The organism is Sphingomonas sp. SORGH_AS_0789, from assembly GCF_031453055.1.
GTDB lineage: Bacteria > Pseudomonadota > Alphaproteobacteria > Sphingomonadales > Sphingomonadaceae > Sphingomonas.
The window spans coordinates 2,635,084-2,651,122 of sequence record NZ_JAVIYV010000001.1 but is presented as its reverse complement, the minus strand read 5'-3'; the positions used below and the strand labels follow the sequence as shown (position 1 = coordinate 2,651,122).

15 protein-coding genes and 1 pseudogene are annotated in these 16,039 nt (G+C 64.5%); all 16 read right to left on the bottom strand.

What is annotated here, in order from left to right; genetic code table 11:
* Position 1: 1 nt before the first annotated feature.
* The 16 genes and pseudogenes from nuoN to QE360_RS12135 all read right to left on the bottom strand — a co-directional run bounded on the left by nuoN (position 2) and on the right by QE360_RS12135 (position 16,009).
* The gene (gene nuoN, locus QE360_RS12210) at positions 2-1,465 is read right to left on the bottom strand and encodes an NADH-quinone oxidoreductase subunit NuoN (protein ID WP_309701857.1); all 1,464 of its coding nucleotides are present in this window, start codon (positions 1,463-1,465) and stop codon (positions 2-4) included.
* Positions 1,465-3,016: pseudogene (locus QE360_RS12205) on the bottom strand (NADH-quinone oxidoreductase subunit M). Before QE360_RS12205 ends, nuoN begins: the two are co-directional and overlap by 1 nt.
* Before the next feature lie 7 nt (positions 3,017-3,023).
* Positions 3,024-5,132 carry an NADH-quinone oxidoreductase subunit L gene (gene nuoL, locus QE360_RS12200; RefSeq protein WP_405052591.1) on the bottom strand — a complete coding sequence of 703 codons (2,109 nt, stop codon included), beginning with the start codon at positions 5,130-5,132 and terminating at the stop codon, positions 3,024-3,026.
* A 5-nt stretch (positions 5,133-5,137) separates the two neighbouring features.
* The gene (nuoK, locus tag QE360_RS12195; protein WP_007404079.1) at positions 5,138-5,446 is read right to left on the bottom strand and encodes an NADH-quinone oxidoreductase subunit NuoK; all 309 of its coding nucleotides are present in this window, start codon (positions 5,444-5,446) and stop codon (positions 5,138-5,140) included.
* The gene (locus QE360_RS12190) at positions 5,443-6,054 is read right to left on the bottom strand and encodes an NADH-quinone oxidoreductase subunit J (protein ID WP_007404217.1); all 612 of its coding nucleotides are present in this window, start codon (positions 6,052-6,054) and stop codon (positions 5,443-5,445) included. Before QE360_RS12190 ends, nuoK begins: the two co-directional genes overlap by 4 nt.
* 49 nt (positions 6,055-6,103) lie before the next feature.
* On the bottom strand, positions 6,104-6,589 hold the full coding sequence (gene nuoI, locus QE360_RS12185) for an NADH-quinone oxidoreductase subunit NuoI (RefSeq protein WP_042483186.1): 486 nt from the start codon (positions 6,587-6,589) through the stop codon (positions 6,104-6,106).
* The gene (gene nuoH, locus QE360_RS12180; protein ID WP_307099710.1) at positions 6,586-7,641 is read right to left on the bottom strand and encodes an NADH-quinone oxidoreductase subunit NuoH; all 1,056 of its coding nucleotides are present in this window, start codon (positions 7,639-7,641) and stop codon (positions 6,586-6,588) included. The genes nuoI and nuoH overlap by 4 nt, the downstream gene beginning before the upstream one ends.
* Positions 7,638-9,656, bottom strand: a complete 2,019-nt coding sequence (gene nuoG / locus QE360_RS12175) for an NADH-quinone oxidoreductase subunit NuoG (RefSeq protein ID WP_309701852.1) — start codon at positions 9,654-9,656, stop codon at positions 7,638-7,640. Before nuoG ends, nuoH begins: the two co-directional genes overlap by 4 nt.
* The gene (gene nuoF, locus QE360_RS12170) at positions 9,656-10,966 is read right to left on the bottom strand and encodes an NADH-quinone oxidoreductase subunit NuoF (RefSeq protein ID WP_307099714.1); all 1,311 of its coding nucleotides are present in this window, start codon (positions 10,964-10,966) and stop codon (positions 9,656-9,658) included. The genes nuoG and nuoF overlap by 1 nt, the downstream gene beginning before the upstream one ends.
* Positions 10,966-11,640 (bottom strand): NAD(P)H-dependent oxidoreductase subunit E, encoded by a 675-nt coding sequence (locus tag QE360_RS12165; protein WP_309701849.1) that lies wholly within the window; start codon positions 11,638-11,640, stop codon positions 10,966-10,968. Before QE360_RS12165 ends, nuoF begins: the two co-directional genes overlap by 1 nt.
* The gene (locus QE360_RS12160; protein ID WP_309698210.1) at positions 11,640-11,945 is read right to left on the bottom strand and encodes a nuclear transport factor 2 family protein; all 306 of its coding nucleotides are present in this window, start codon (positions 11,943-11,945) and stop codon (positions 11,640-11,642) included. Before QE360_RS12160 ends, QE360_RS12165 begins: the two co-directional genes overlap by 1 nt.
* 41 nt (positions 11,946-11,986) lie before the next feature.
* Entirely contained in the window at positions 11,987-13,222 is a 1,236-nt protein-coding gene (locus QE360_RS12155; protein ID WP_309696345.1) for an NADH-quinone oxidoreductase subunit D, read from the bottom strand.
* On the bottom strand, positions 13,219-14,055 hold the full coding sequence (locus QE360_RS12150; protein WP_309701847.1) for an NADH-quinone oxidoreductase subunit C: 837 nt from the start codon (positions 14,053-14,055) through the stop codon (positions 13,219-13,221). Before QE360_RS12150 ends, QE360_RS12155 begins: the two co-directional genes overlap by 4 nt.
* Positions 14,052-14,636, bottom strand: a complete 585-nt coding sequence (locus tag QE360_RS12145) for an NADH-quinone oxidoreductase subunit B family protein (RefSeq protein ID WP_373424634.1) — start codon at positions 14,634-14,636, stop codon at positions 14,052-14,054. The genes QE360_RS12150 and QE360_RS12145 overlap by 4 nt, the downstream gene beginning before the upstream one ends.
* Entirely contained in the window at positions 14,627-15,001 is a 375-nt protein-coding gene (ndhC, locus tag QE360_RS12140; RefSeq protein WP_307099722.1) for an NADH-quinone oxidoreductase subunit A, read from the bottom strand. The genes QE360_RS12145 and ndhC overlap by 10 nt, the downstream gene beginning before the upstream one ends.
* Positions 15,002-15,196: 195 nt before the next feature.
* On the bottom strand, positions 15,197-16,009 hold the full coding sequence (locus QE360_RS12135; protein ID WP_056438117.1) for an inositol monophosphatase family protein: 813 nt from the start codon (positions 16,007-16,009) through the stop codon (positions 15,197-15,199).
* Positions 16,010-16,039 lie beyond the last annotated feature (30 nt).

Below are 16,039 nucleotides of genomic sequence, written 5' to 3'. Positions count from 1 at the left end.
CTCAGAACAGAGCCCGCGCCGCCGCGAGCGACCAGGCGCCCAGCACCGGGATCAGCAGATAGCCGACCGGCGAAACGAACAGCGCCGACAGCGCGATCAGGCCGTTCTCGATCGGCTGCGCATCGCTATTGTCCCAGGCCCCTACGGGCTCGTCGAAGAACATCGTCTTGACGATGCGGAGATAATAATAGGCACCGATCACCGAGGCGACGACACCGATCACCGCCAGCGGGAACAGCCCCGCCGCGACCGCCGCGTTGAACACCGCGAACTTGGCATAGAAGCCGAGCAGCGGCGGGATGCCCGCGACCGAGAACATGAAGAAGGCCATCGCCCAGGCGAGCGCCGGACGCGTGCGGGACAGCCCCGACAGGCTGGCGATCGACTCCATCGGATTGCCCTGCTCGTCGCGCATGCGGATGACGATCAGGAACGCACCCAGCGTCATGATGACGTAGATGGTCAGATAGGTCAGCACCGCCGCAACGCCCTGCGCCGTGCCGGCCGCCAGACCGATCAGCGCGAAGCCGACATTGTTGATCGACGAATAGGCGAGCAGCCGCTTGATGTTGGTCTGCCCGATCGCCGCGACCGCACCCAGGATGATCGACGCCAGCGCGGCGAAGGTCACGATCTGCTGCCACTGCTGCACCGCCGAGCCCATGGCCTCGACCGCGACGCGGATCGCCAGCGCCATCGCCGCGACCTTGGGCGCGGAGGCGAAGAAGGCGGTCACCGGGGTCGGCGCGCCCTCATAGACGTCCGGGGTCCACATGTGGAACGGCACCGCCGACATCTTGAACGCGAGGCCCGCAAACACGAACACCAGGCCGAACATCAGCCCCAGCGAGCGCGTGCCCATCGCCGCGTCACGACCATAGGCGCCCGCGATCTGCGCGAAGTCGGTCGAGCCGGTGAAGCCATAGACCAGCGAAATGCCGTAGAGCAGGATGCCCGACGCCAGCGCGCCCAGCACGAAATATTTCAGGCCCGCTTCGGCCGAGCGGCCATCGCGCCGCATGAAGCTGGCCAGCACATAGGCCGACAGGCTCTGTAGTTCGAGACCGACATAGAGCGTCAGCAGATTGCCCGCCGACACCATCATACCCATGCCGACCGACGAGAGCAGCATGAGGATCGGATATTCGGGACGCAGATCCTCACCCGGCGAGCGGGCGAAGAAGCGCGGCGCCATAATGATCGCCACCGCGGTCGCCAGATAGATCAGGACCTTGGCGAAACCGGCAAAGGCATCCGCCCGGTACAGGCCGCCAAAGGCCAGCCCACCCGTGGTCGCCGGACCGGCGAGCGCGACCATCGCCCCCGCCAGCACGAACACCGCCGCAATGGAGATCCCCCGCGTCGAGGCGGTTCCGCCCCAGGCGGCGACGAGCATCAGCGCGATCGCGCCGAGGGTCAGCACCAGCTCGGGCAGGACCATCAAGAGGTTCAACGAATAGCTCATCAGTGCGCCTCCCCGTGCGCAGCTTGGTGCTCAGGGGCATGGGTGGTGGCCAGCGCCGGGTTACCGGCGGTGGGGCGGCTGTCCGAACCGGGGTTCGCGCGGTCGATCCGCTGGAGCAGGATCGTCACGTCCTTGCGCATCGGCGCCAGGAAGCTTTCCGGATAGACACCCATCCACAAAGTCACCGCCGCGATCGGGGCCAGCAGCCAGAGTTCACGGGCCGACATGTCGGGCATCGCCGCCACCTCGTCCGACTTGATCTCGCCATAAGCGATCCGCCGGTAGAGATAGAGCATATACGCCGCACCCAGGATGATGCCCGTGGTGCAGAGCAGCGCGGTCCAGGTCGACACCTGATAGGTGCCCATCAGCGACAGGAACTCGGCGACGAAGCCGCTGGTGCCCGGCAGACCGATCGACGCCATGGTGAAGAACAGGAAGAACACGGCGTATTTCGGCATGTTGATCGACAGCCCGCCATAGCGCGCGATCTCACGGGTGTGCAGCCGGTCATAGATGACACCGACGCACAGGAACAGCGCGCCCGACACCAGACCATGGCTGAGCATCATGATCATCGCGCCTTCGATGCCCTGCTGATTGAAGGCATAGAGGCCGATGGTCACGATCGCCATGTGCGCAACCGACGAATAGGCGATCAGCTTCTTCAATGTCGGACTGCACCAGCGCGACCAGCGAGGCGTAGATCACCGCCACCGCCGACAGCGCGAAGATCAGCCAGGTCAGCTGTCCGCTCGCCTCCGGGAACATCGGCAGCAGGAAGCGCAGGAAGCCATAGCCACCCAGCTTCAGCAGGACGCCCGCCAGGATGACCGAACCCGCCGTCGGCGCCTGGACGTGCGCGTCGGGAAGCCAGGTGTGGACCGGCCACATCGGCATCTTGACCGCGAACGAGGCGAAGAAGGCGATCCACAACCACGTCTGGACCGAGGCCGGGAAATCATAGGCCAGCAGCGCCGGGATCGAGGTCGTGCCCGCCGTGCGCGCCATGTAGAGCATCGCGACGAACATCAGCAGCGAGCCGAGCAGCGTGTACAGGAAGAACTTGTACGACGCGTAGATGCGGTTCGCCCCGCCCCAGATGCCGATGATCAGATACATCGGGATCAGGCCGGCTTCGAAGAAGACGTAGAAGAGGAACAGGTCCTGTGCCGCGAAGGTGCCGATCATCAGCACTTCGGTGAACAGGAACAGGCCCATATATTCGGGAACGCGCTTGTCGATCGAGCGCCAGCTGGCGCCGATGCAGATCGGCATCAGGAATACGCTGAGCATGATCAGCAGCAGCGCGAAGCCGTCGATGCCGAGCGACCAGCCGAACGGGCCGAAGATGCCGGGAGCATGTTCGACAAACTGCCACTGCGCGCCGCCCACGTCGAACTGCGTCCAGAGCACGATGCCCAGGACGAAGTCGACCAGCGTGGCGGCCAGCGCCAGCATCCGCGCGCCCTGCGCGTTGAGGAAGAGGCAGGCGATCGCGGCAACAGCCGGGACCGCCAGCATGACGGAGAGGATCGGGAAGCCCTGCATCACGCGATCAACCCAAAATGGCCCAGGTGACGGCCGCGGTCAGGCCGATCAACATGACGAACGCATAGCTGTAGAGGTATCCCGTCTGGAAGCGCGCCGCACCCTTGCTGCCTTGCTGGATAAGCCAGGCAACGCCGTTGGGGCCGAACCGGTCGATCGTCTTCTCGTCGCCACGGTGCCACAGGAACCGGCCGATCGCGAAAGCGGGGCGCACGAAGAGGAAATGGTAGATCTCGTCGAAATACCATTTGTTGAGGAGGAAGCGGTACAGGATGCGGAACTGGTCCGCGAACTTGGCCGGGAATTCCGGCGCACGGATATAGGTCAGATACGCGGTCAGCAGACCGAGCAGCATCACCACCGTCGCCGACAGCTTCACCCACACCGGCACGCCGTGCATCGAATGCATCAGGTGCTCGTTGAAGGCGATCGCGCCCTTCCAATAGGTCTCGCCCGCCTCCGGCTCGATGAACCAGCCGTGGAAGACGAAGCCCGCCGCGATCGCGCCGATCGACAGGACGATCAGCGGGATCAGCATGACCAGCGGGCTTTCATGCGGGTGATAGCCGCCGGTCCCCTCGGGCATGTCGGTATGGCCCGCGCTGTGGACGTGCGGCTCGTGACCGGCATCTTCCGAATGCGCGTCATTGTGGTGCGCATCATGAGCCGCTCCGTGCGCATGATCGTCATGACCGTGGCCATGCGCGTCGTGCAGCGCGTGCTGGATATGCTCCGACCCGGCCCAGCGCGGCTTGCCCCAGAAGGTCAGGAACATCAGGCGCCACGAATAGAAGCTGGTCAGCAGCGCGGCGATCACGCCCGCCCAGAAGGCGAAGCCAGAGCCACCCGCATAGGCGACTTCGATGATCGCGTCCTTCGAGTGGAAGCCCGCGAAGCCGAACGCCATCGGATTGCCGAACAGAGCCGGGATACCGACGCCGGTGATCGCCAGCGTGCCCATCATCATCGCCCAGAAGGTGAGCGGGATGTGCCGACGCAGACCGCCATAATAACGCATGTCCTGCTCATGGTGCATCGCATGGATGACCGAGCCCGCACCCAGGAACAGCAGCGCCTTGAAGAAGGCGTGCGTGAACAGGTGGAACATCGCCGCGCCATACGCGCCGACACCCGCCGCGAAGAACATATAGCCCAGCTGCGAACAGGTCGAATAGGCGATGACGCGCTTGATGTCGGTCTGCACCGTGCCGACGGTCGCGGCGAAGAAGCAGGTGCAGGCACCGATCACGGTGATCACGCCCAGCGCGGTCGGCGACGTCTCGAACATCGGCGACAGGCGGCACACCATGAACACGCCCGCGGTCACCATGGTCGCCGCGTGGATCAGCGCGGACACCGGGGTCGGGCCTTCCATCGCGTCCGGCAGCCAGGTGTGGAGACCCAGCTGCGCCGACTTGCCCATCGCGCCGACGAACAGCAGCAGGCAGAGCACGGTCATCGTGTCGAACCGATAGCCCAGGAAGCCGATGGTCGAGCCTGCCATGCCAGGCGCGGCGGCCAGGATCGCCGGGATCGAGACGGTGCCGAACACCAGGAAGGTACCGAAGATGCCGAGCATGAAGCCCAGGTCACCGACGCGGTTGACGACGAACGCCTTGATCGCGGCCGCATTGGCCGAAGGCTTGCGGAACCAGAAGCCGATCAGCAGGTAGGACGCGAGACCCACGCCTTCCCAGCCGAAGAACATCTGGACCAGATTGTCCGCCGTCACGAGCATCAGCATCGCGAAGGTGAAGAGGCAGAGATAGGCGAAGAAGCGCGGCTGATCCGGCTCCTCGCTCATATAGCCCCAGCTATAAAGGTGGACCAGCGCCGAGACGCTGGTGATGACCACCAGCATGATCGCGGTCAGCGAGTCGACGCGCAACGCCCAGTCGACCGACATGTCGCCGCTGGTGATCCAGTGGAGCACCGGCGTGACGGTCGCGACATTGGCGCCCGACAGATAGCCGATGAAGATCGGCCAGGACAGCGCACAGGAAATGAACAGCGCGCCGGTCGTGACGACCTTGGCGGGCACGTTCCCGATGGCCTTGTTGCCGAACCCCGCAATGGCGGCGGCCAGCAACGGCAGGAAGACGATAGCGAGGATCAACCCGATTACCCCTTCATCCGGTTGACGTCGTCGACCGCGATGGTGCCGCGGCCACGGAAATAGATGACCAGGATCGCCAGACCGATCGCCGATTCACCGGCAGCCACGGTCAGCACGAACATGGCGAAGACCTGCCCCACCAGATCCTGAAGCGCGGCCGAGAAGGCGACGAGGTTCAGGTTCACGGCGAGCAGGATGAGCTCGATCGCCATGAGGATGACGATCAGGTTCTTCCGGTTCAGGAAGATACCCAGCACCCCCATGGTGAACAGGATCGCTGCGACGACCAGATAATGGACGAGACCGATCGTCACAGTTCCACCCCCTGCCCGATGGGCTGATTGATGTTGCGGATCGCCTCATGCGGCTGACGCGCATTCTGCTTGGCGATGTTCTGCGGACGGACGCCGCCGCGCTTGCGATGCGTGAGGACGATCGCGCCGATCATCGCGACGAGCAGGACGAGGCCCGCACCCTCGAAGATGAACAGGTAGCGCGTGTACAGCAGGTTGCCGATCGCCTGGATGTTGGACACCTCGGGCGCGATCGGGGCCGCACGGGCCGCCAGCTGAACGCCGCCGACGCTCCAAGCCTGGAAGGCGATGATGACCTCGGCCAGCAGGGCGACGGCGAGTGCCAGGCCCAGCGGCAGATAGCGCGCAAAGCCCGCCCGCATCGCCGCGACCTCGATATCGAGCATCATGACGACGAAGAGGAACAACACCGCGACCGCGCCCACATAGACGATGACGAGCAGCATCGCGATGAACTCGGCCCCGCACAGCACCATGAGGCCCGCGGCGTTGAAGAACGCCAGGATCAGCCACATGACCGAGTGCACCGGATTGCGCGACGCGATCGTGAGCCCTGCGGACACGATCACCACGGTCGCGAAAATATAGAAGGCGATAGCCTGTATCACTGCCTGTCAGGCCCCTTTTCTGTCCGCCCCGAACCGATGGTCGCGGGCTTTAACGGTACGGCGCATCGGCGGCAAGGTTCGCCGCGATCGCGCTTTCCCAGCGGTCACCGTTATCGAGCAACTTCGACTTGTCGTAGATCAGCTCTTCGCGGGTCTCGGTCGAAAATTCGAAGTTCGGACCCTCGACGATCGCATCGACCGGGCAAGCCTCCTGGCACAGCCCGCAATAGATGCACTTGGTCATGTCGATGTCGTAGCGCGTCGTGCGGCGGCTGCCGTCGTCGCGGGGTTCCGCCTCGATCGTGATCGCCTGGGCGGGGCAGATCGCCTCGCACAGCTTGCACGCGATGCACCGCTCCTCGCCATTGGGATAGCGACGCAGCGCGTGCTCGCCCCGGAAGCGCGGAGAGATGGGGTTCTTCTCGAACGGATAGTTGATCGTCGCCTTCGGCTTGAAGAAGTAGCGAAGGGTCAGCGCATGCCCCTTCACGAACTCCCACAGCGTAAAAGCCTTGACGTACTGAGCGACGCTCATGCCGGAACTCCCACGCGCGCATACATCAGCACGCCAGACACCAAGAATACCCAGAACAGCGACACCGGCAGGAACACCTTCCAGCCCAGCCGCATCAGCTGGTCGTACCGATAGCGCGGTACGGTCGCCTTCACCCACGAAAAGACGAAGAAGAAGAAGCACATCTTCAAGAGCAGCCAAACGATCCCCGGCACGGCATAAAGCGGCGCCCAGTCGAGCGGCGGCAGATAGCCACCCCAGAACAGGATCGCGTTCAGCGCGCACATCAGGATGACGTTGGCATACTCACCCAGCCAGAACAGCGCGAACGACATCGAGCTATACTCGGTCTGGTAACCCGCGACGAGCTCCGACTCCGCTTCGGTCAGGTCGAACGGCGCGCGCTGCGTCTCGGCCAGCGCCGAGATGAAGAACATCACCGCCATCGGGAACAGCAGCGGGTTGAGGAAGAAGCCGTTGACCGGAATTCCCAGCACGCTCTTCTGCGCCTCGACGATGTCGGTCAGGTTGAAGCTGCCCGACCACATCACGACCGAAATCAGGATGAAGCCGATCGCGACTTCATAGGACACCATCTGCGCGGCCGCACGAAGCGCCGAGTAGAAGGGATATTTCGAGTTCGATGCCCAACCCGACAGGATCACGCCGTACACGCCCAGCGACGAGGCGGCGAGGACATAGAGCAGGCCGACATTGATGTTGGCGACGACCACGCCCGGCTGGAACGGCACCACCGCCCAGACGATCAGCGCGACCGTGAAGGTGATGATCGGCGCCAGCAGGAACAGCCCGCGATTGGCGGCGGCCGGAACGATGGTTTCCTGAAGGAAGACCTTCAGACCGTCGGCGAAGGACTGGAGCAGACCGAAGGGGCCGACCACGTTCGGACCACGGCGCAGCGCCATCGCCGCCCAGATTTTGCGGTCGACATAGATGACCATCGCGACCGCCAGCATCAGCGGCAGCGCGATCGCCAGAATCCCGACCAGGGTCGCGATCGTCCAGGCCCAGCCATAAGGAAGGCCGAGCGTCGTGTTGAAAAACGCGGTCACTCCGCTGCCTCCGCATAGCTCTCACCATGGACCAGTTCGGCCGAGCAGCGCTGCATCGTCGGGCTGGCGCGGCAGATCGCGTTGGTGAGGTAGAAGTCCTTGATCGGATAACCCTCGATCGTTCCGCTCGCGGTCGCGTTCAGCGACGGTGCTGCCCAGTCGAAGGTGACGAGACCGACCTGGCCCAGCGCGGGAACCTCGGCGGCCATGGCGGCGCGGAGTTCGTCCAGCGTGTCGAACTTCAGGGTCTGGCCCAGAACCTCGGACAGCGCGCGGAAGATCGTCCAGTCGTCGCGCGCGTCGCCCGGTGCGAACACCGCCCGCTCGCCACGCTGCACCCGGCCTTCGAGGTTGACCCAGGTGCCCGACTTCTCGGCATAGGTCGCGCCCGGCAGGATGACATCGGCGTGATGCGCACCCTTGTCGCCATGATGGCCGACGAACACCTTGAAGCTGCTGCCGAACTTGGCGAAGTCGACCTCGTCGGCGCCCAGGAAGAAGGCGAGCTTCGGCGCGGCCGCGACCACGTCGGCGATACCGCCCTTCTGCGCATAGCCGAGCATCAGCCCGCCCATGCGCGCGGCCGCCATGTGGACGACATTATAGCCGTTCCAGGCCGAACCGTCTTCCAGCGTCCGCACCAGATTGAACTGTTCGACCAGCTTCAGGCTCGCGCCATGCGCGCCCTTGATCGCACCGCCACCGAGGATGACCATCGGACGCGCGGCCTTGCCGAACAGCTCGGTAACCGCCTCAGGCAGATTGCCCAGCACCGACAGGTCGGCACCCAGCCACTCGACCTTGTAGGTCAGGTCGGTTTCGGGGCCGATCGCGAAGACCTTGGCGCCCTTCTTGATCGCCTTGCGGATACGGGTGTTCACCAGCGGCGCTTCCCAGCGCAGATTGGTGCCGATCAGCAGGATCGCATCGGCGCGCTCGACGCCCGCGATGGTCGTGTTGAAGTTGACCGCGGCCAGGCTCGACGTGTCGTAATCCATGCCGGTCTGACGGCCTTCGAGCAGGCTCGAACCCATCTTGGCCAGCAGCGCCTTGGCGGCGAACATCGTCTCGCAATCGACCAGATCACCGGCGATCGCGGCGACGCTCGAACCGGCGTTCACGTCACGGATCGCGGCAAAGGCCTCGTCCCAGGTCGCGGGCACCAGCTTGCCGTCGCGGCGGATGAACGGACGGTCGAGACGACGACGGACCAAGCCGTCAATCGCGTGACGCGTCTTGTCGCTCGCCCACTCCTCGTTCACTTCGTCATTGATGCGCGGCACGCAGCGCAGCACCTGACGACCCCGGCTGTCGAGGCGGATATTGGTGCCGACGGCGTCCATCACGTCGATGGCGAGCGTCTTCTTCAGCTCCCAGGGACGCGCCTCGAACGCATAGGGCTTGGACGTCAGCGCGCCCACCGGGCACAGGTCGACGACATTGCCCGACAGCTCGCTCGACACGGCCTGTTCGAGGTACGAGGTGATCTGCATATTCTCGCCGCGATAGATCGCGCCGATTTCCTCCACGCCCGCGACCTCTTCGGCGAAGCGGACGCAGCGGGTGCACTGGATGCAGCGGGTCATGACCGTCTTGACGATCGGACCCATGTACTTCTCGGTGACGGCCCGCTTATTCTCGTCATAGCGGCTATGGCCCTTGCCATAGGCCATGGACTGGTCCTGCAAGTCGCACTCGCCGCCCTGATCGCAGATCGGGCAGTCCAGCGGGTGGTTGATCAGCAGGAATTCCATCACGCCTTCGCGCGCGGCCTTCACCATCGGGGTGGTGGTGAAAATCTCCTGATTCTCCGCCGCCGGAAGCGCGCACGACGCCTGCGGCTTGGGAGGCCCAGGCTTCACCTCGACCAGGCACATGCGGCAATTGCCCGCGATGGACAGCCGCTCATGATAGCAGAAGCGCGGGATTTCCTTGCCCGCAAGCTCGCAGGCCTGCAGCACGGTGGCGCCCTGGGGCACCTCGATCTCGACGCCGTCGACTTTGACCTTAGGCATTATTCGGCAGCTTCCATCATCGGGGCGTTGCCGCCCGTCTCGCCTTTGCGTTCGCGAATGCGGCGTTCCATCTCCGGGCGGAAGTGGCGGATCAGGCCCTGGATCGGCCAGGCCGCCGCGTCGCCGAGCGCGCAGATGGTGTGGCCTTCGACCTGCTTCGTCACCTGGAACAGCGTGTCGATCTCGGAGACATCGGCATCGCCGGTGCGCATCCGCTCCATCACGCGCCACATCCAGCCGGTGCCTTCACGGCACGGCGTGCACTGGCCGCAGCTCTCATGCTTGTAGAAATAGGACAGACGGCTGATCGCGCGGACGATGTCGGTCGACTTGTCCATCACGATCACGGCCGCCGTGCCGAGACCCGATCCGACCGCCTTCAGGCCGTCGAAGTCCATCGGCGCGTCCATGATCTCGGCGGCGGGCACCAGCGGCACCGACGAGCCGCCCGGGATCACCGCGAGCAGATTGTCCCAGCCGCCGCGAATGCCGCCGCAATGCCGCTCGATCAGTTCGCGAAACGTGATCGACATGCTTTCCTCGACCACGCAGGGTCGGTCGACATGGCCGGAGATCTGGAAGAGCTTGGTGCCCTTGTTGTTCTCGCGCCCGAAGGAGGAGAACCACTCGGCGCCGCGCCGCAGGATCGTCGGCGCGACCGCGATCGACTCGACATTGTTGACCGTCGTCGGGCAGCCATAGAGGCCCGCCCCCGCCGGGAAAGGCGGCTTCAGGCGCGGCTGGCCCTTCTTGCCCTCCAGGCTTTCGATCATCGCGGTCTCTTCGCCGCAGATGTATGCGCCGGCGCCGCGATGGACGAAGACGTCGAAGTCGTAACCCGAGCCACAGGCATTCTTGCCCAGGAAACCCCGGTCATAGGCCTCGGCGACTGCCGCGAACAGCGTCTCGGCCTCGCGGATATATTCGCCGCGAATATAGATATAGGCCGCCCGCGCGCGCATCGCGAAGCCCGCGACCAGCGCACCCTCGATCAGCTTGTGCGGATCGTGGCGGATGATCTCGCGGTCCTTGCACGAACCCGGCTCGGACTCGTCGGCGTTGATGACCAGGAAGCTCGGCCGGTCGGGACGCGGTTCCTTGGGCATGAAGCTCCACTTCATGCCGGTCGGGAAGCCCGCACCGCCGCGCCCGCGCAGACCCGACGCCTTGATGACGTCGATGATCTTGTCCTGGCCCAGCTCCAGCAGCGCCTTGGTATTGTCCCAATCGCCGCGCTTCATCGCCGCGTCGACGTTCCACGGCTGGTAGCCGTAGAGATTGGTGAAAATGCGGTCCTTGTCAGCGAGCATTATGCGCCCCACTCCCCGCGATAGTCGTGATTGTCGCCGACCATGGCGGTCAGCGTGGTCGGACCGCCGATCGGCTCGACCGTGTGGCGACCCGGCTCCTGCGTGCCGGTCTTGGGGCTCTCGCCGCGTGCCAGCGCTTCCAGGATCGTGACCGTGCGGTCGTAATCCAGATCCTCGTAATTGTCGTCGTTGATCTGGACCATCGGCGCGGAGGCGCAATTGCCCATGCACTCGACCTCGGTCAGCGTGAACAGGCCGTCGGGCGTGGTCTTGCCCTTGATCAGCCCCTTGTTCTTGCATGCCGCCAGCACGTCGTCCGACCCGCGCAGCATGCACGGCGTCGTGCCGCACACCTGGACGTGATAGCGGCCGACCGGCGCCAGGTTGAACATCGTGTAGAAGGTCGCGACCTCATAGATGCGCATATAGGCGACGCCCAGCTGGCGCGCGACGAACTCGATCACCGGCACGGGCAACCAGCCCTGCGTCTGCGTCTCCGCCCCCACCTGGCGCTGCGCCAGATCGAGGAACGGGATCGAGCAGGACTGTTCGCGACCCTTGGGATAGCGCGCGAGGATCTCGTTCGCCTTCTTCTGGTTCTCGTCCGTCCAGGCGAAATTGCCCCAGCGGGCGCGGACTTCGGACTCGTCGGGAATGATGGCTGCGTCGGCCATTAGCGAATGAACTCCACGCGCGACACCTTGTCGTTCTCGAAGGAATAGATGGACATGACCTCGAACGCCTCGCCACCCGGCGCGCGTTCGACCTTTTCATGCAGCAGCACGGTCTCGCCGAACGCCTGGTCGGCGACGATCTCGGCGCGGTTCTGCGGGAACTGCGCGAACATCGCCTTCAGCCCCGAACGCACGCCCTCGCGCCCGTCGCGCAGGACGGCACCGCGATAACCCGCTTCGCAGGCATCCTCGGTCATCAGCGCGACATAGGCGTCGGCGTCCTGCGCATTGTAATGCGCGATCATCTCGCGGGCGATCGCGACGCGCCGGGCGGTGTCGATTCCGCTCAACGGTCGCACTCCCCGAACACGATGTCCATCGCGCCCAGGATCGCGGTCGTGTCGGCCAGCATATGCCCCTTGGACATGAATTCCATGGCCTGGAGATGGCTGAACGCGGTCGGCCGGATCTTGCAGCGATAGGGTTTGTTCGATCCATCGGAGACGAGATACACGCCGAACTCGCCCTTGGGGCTTTCGGTCGCGACATACACCTCACCGGCGGGGACGTGATACCCTTCGGTATAGAGCTTGAAGTGGTGGATCAGCGCTTCCATCGAGCGCTTCATCTCACCGCGCTTGGGCGGTGCGACCTTGCGATCGCTGGCCAGCACGGGGCCTTCGGGCATCTGCGCCAGGCACTGCTTCATGATCCGGGCCGACTGGCGCACTTCCTCGACGCGCACCATGAACCGATCATAGCAGTCGCCGCTGGTGCCGACCGGCACGTCGAAGTCGACCTTGTCATAGGCATCATAGGGCTGCGACTTGCGCAGATCCCACGGAATGCCCGAGCCGCGGATCATCGGGCCGGAGAAGCCCCACTTGATCGCGTCCTCGCGGTTGACCACCGCGATGTCGACGTTGCGCTGCTTGAAGATGCGGTTGTTGGCGACCAGGCCGATCGCATCCTCGAACAGGCGCGGCAGACGGGTGTCGAGCCAGTCGGCGATGTCGGTCAGCAGCTTGAGCGGCACGTCCTGATGGACGCCGCCGACGCGGAAGTAATTCGCGTGCATGCGCGCGCCCGAGGCCCGCTCATAGAAGTTCATGCAGTCTTCGCGAATTTCGAACAGCCACAGGTTCGGCGTCATCGCGCCGACGTCCATGACGTGGCTGCCAATGTTGAGCATGTGGTTCGAGATGCGCGTCAGTTCGGCGAAGAACGTCCGCAGATATTGCGCGCGCAGCGGCACTTCCAGATCGAGCAGCTTCTCGACCGCGAGCACATAGCTGTGCTCCATGCACATCGGCGAGCAGTAATCGAGGCGATCGAAGTACGGCAGCGCCTGCGAATAGGTCTTGTATTCGATCAGCTTCTCGGTGCCGCGATGCAGCAGACCGACATGCGGATCGACCCGCTCGACGATCTCGCCGTCCAGCTCCATGACGAGGCGAAGCACGCCGTGCGCCGCCGGATGCTGCGGGCCGAAGTTGATCGTATAGTTCTGGATCGACACGTCACCCGTGGTCGGGTCGACGGCGTCGGTCTTGTGGAGCAGTTCGTCGACGTAGTCGCTCACTGATTCTGTCCTCCACCCTTGCCCGGCACGACGTCCGGATCCTGGGGCTTGCCCTCGGCCTTGTTGCCCGGATGCGGTTCGCCCGCGCCCGTCTGCTTGGGGCTTTCGGTAGTCTTCACATCGGCGGCACGCGGCGCGGCGGTCTTGTCCGGCTCGGCACCGGCCTTCTTGACCGCATCGGCGCTGGCCGGGGTCTGCGCGCCCTTGCCTTCGGGCTGCGCGCCCTTCTCGTCGCCGGGAAGCACATATTCAGCGCCTTCCCACGGACTCTGGAAGTCGAAGTTGCGGAAGTCCTGCGCCAGCTTCACCGGCTCATAGACGACGCGCTTCTCTTCTTCCGAGTAACGCAGCTCGGTATAGCCGGTCAGCGGGAAGTCCTTGCGCAGCGGATGGCCGCGGAAGCCGTAATCGGTCAGGATACGACGCAGGTCGCTATTGCCCGAGAACAGCACGCCATACAGGTCATAGACCTCACGCTCCAGCCAGCCCGCGACGGGCCACAGGCCCGTCACCGACGGCACCGGCTTGTCCTCGTCGGTCGAGACATGGACATGCAGGCGGTGGTTGCGGGTCAGCGACAACAGGCAATAGACCACCTCGAAACGCTCGTCGCGTTCCGGATAGTCGACGCCCGCGATCTCCATGAGCTGCTGATATTCCAGCCCCTTGGTGTCGCGCAGCGCAGTCATCGCCGGGACGAGGTTCGCACGGTCCACGACCAGCGCAACTTCGCCGACATGATCGCGCGCATCGAGCAACCACGGCCCGAGAGCAGCACGGGCCGCATCGATCACGCCATCGTTCGAGGCGAAACGGGGAGCAGGCGCCCTCACCGTTCGATGCTCCCGGCACGGCGGATCTTCCGCTGCAACTGCATTACGCCGTACAGCAGCGCCTCGGCGGTCGGCGGGCAGCCGGGGACATAGATGTCCACGGGCACGATCCGGTCACAGCCGCGCACCACCGAATAGCTGTAATGATAATAGCCGCCGCCATTAGCGCAGCTGCCCATCGAGATGACGTATTTCGGGTTCGACATCTGGTCGTACACACGACGCAGCGCCGGGGCCATCTTGTTGCACAGCGTGCCCGCCACGATCATCACGTCCGACTGGCGCGGCGACGCGCGCGGCGCGGCACCGAAGCGCTCCAGATCGTAACGCGGCATGTTCACGTGGATCATCTCCACCGCGCAGCACGCCAGACCGAAGGTCATCCACCAGAGCGAGCCGGTGCGCGCCCACTGGAACAGCTCCTCGGTCGAGGTGACTAGGAAGCCCTTGTCGGTCAGCTCGCCGTTCAGCCCGTCGAAAAAGCCCTGATCGGGCTGAATGACGGCCTGGCCATCATGGGCGGGTCCGCCATGGGCCTGCGGCTTGAACTCAACCGGACCGGAGTGAAGATTTACTCCCAATCCAACGCTCCCTTCTTCCACGCATAGACGAGACCCAGCGCGAGCTCGCCGATGAAGATCATCATCGAAAACCAGGCGGTCCAGCCGAGGCTGAACACGCTGACCGCCCAGGGGTACAGAAACGCCGCTTCCAGATCGAAGACGATGAACAGGATCGCGACGAGATAGAAACGCACGTCGAACTGGCTGCGCGGGTCTTCGAACGCGGGGAAGCCGCATTCATATTCGGACAGCTTCTGCTCGTTGGGCTTATGGGCACCCGTCAGGCGCGCCACGAGCATCGGCAGAAACACGAAGGCCGTCGACAGAACCAGGGCAACGCCCAGGAACAGGAGGATCGGCAGATATTGCGACAGATCGACCAAGTTTTTCTCTCGCAGATGCGGAACTGGATGCGATTGGCTTTAGGCCGATGGGTCGGCCGGAGCAAGCCAGCGGAGGCATGAGAATGAATCGCAAGTGAACGCCCTCACCCGCCCTCATCCTCGAATTTTCAGATGGTAATTCAGTGGGTTGAACGCAAGAGGCATGACCCCTCGCGTTCAAATCCCACCAAATTCTTAACGCAGCGCGTTGGCCAGCAGCTTGTGCAGCTTGGAATGCAGGCCCTCATTGGCCGCCAGATACTCGCCGCGCTCGAGCGACTTGTCCGAACCGCGGAAGTCGCTGACGAAACCGCCCGCTTCTCGCACCAGCAGCATGCCCGCCGCCGCATCCCAGGGCTTCAGGCCCGACTCCCAGAAACCGTCGTAACGGCCGGCGGCAACCCAGGCGAGGTCGAGCGCGGCCGAGCCGAAGCGGCGGATACCGGCGACCTGCGGCGCGATCGCACCGAAAATGCGGCTCCACTGGACGAAATCGCCATGCCCCAGGAACGGGATGCCGGTGGCGATCAGCGCCTCCGACAGGTCGCGGCGCGACGACACGCGCAGGCGGCCGTCCTGCAACCAGGCGCCCCGGCCCTTTTCGGCCCAGAAGCTCTCATCGGTCAGCGGCTGATAGATCAGGCCGGTCGTCACCTCGCGCTTGCCGTTCGCCAGCGGCTCCTCGACCGCGATCGAGATGGCGAAGTGCGGGATGCCGTGCAGGAAGTTCGAGGTGCCGTCGAGCGGATCGATGATGAAGCGCGGCTTGGACGGATCGCCCTTGATCTCACCGCCCTCCTCCATGAGGAAGTTCCAGTCGGGACGCGCCTTCTTCAGTTCCTCGAAGACGGTTTCCTCGGCGCGCTTGTCGGCCATCGACACGAAGTCGGCGGGCCCCTTGCGGCTGACCTGGAGGTGCTGGACCTCGTTGAAGTCGCGACGAAGACGCGGCGCGGCCTTGCGCGCGGCGCGTTCCATGATGGTGAGAAGCCCGGAGTGCGAGGCCATGATCGTCCTTTCGGTCGCGCCTCTGCATCT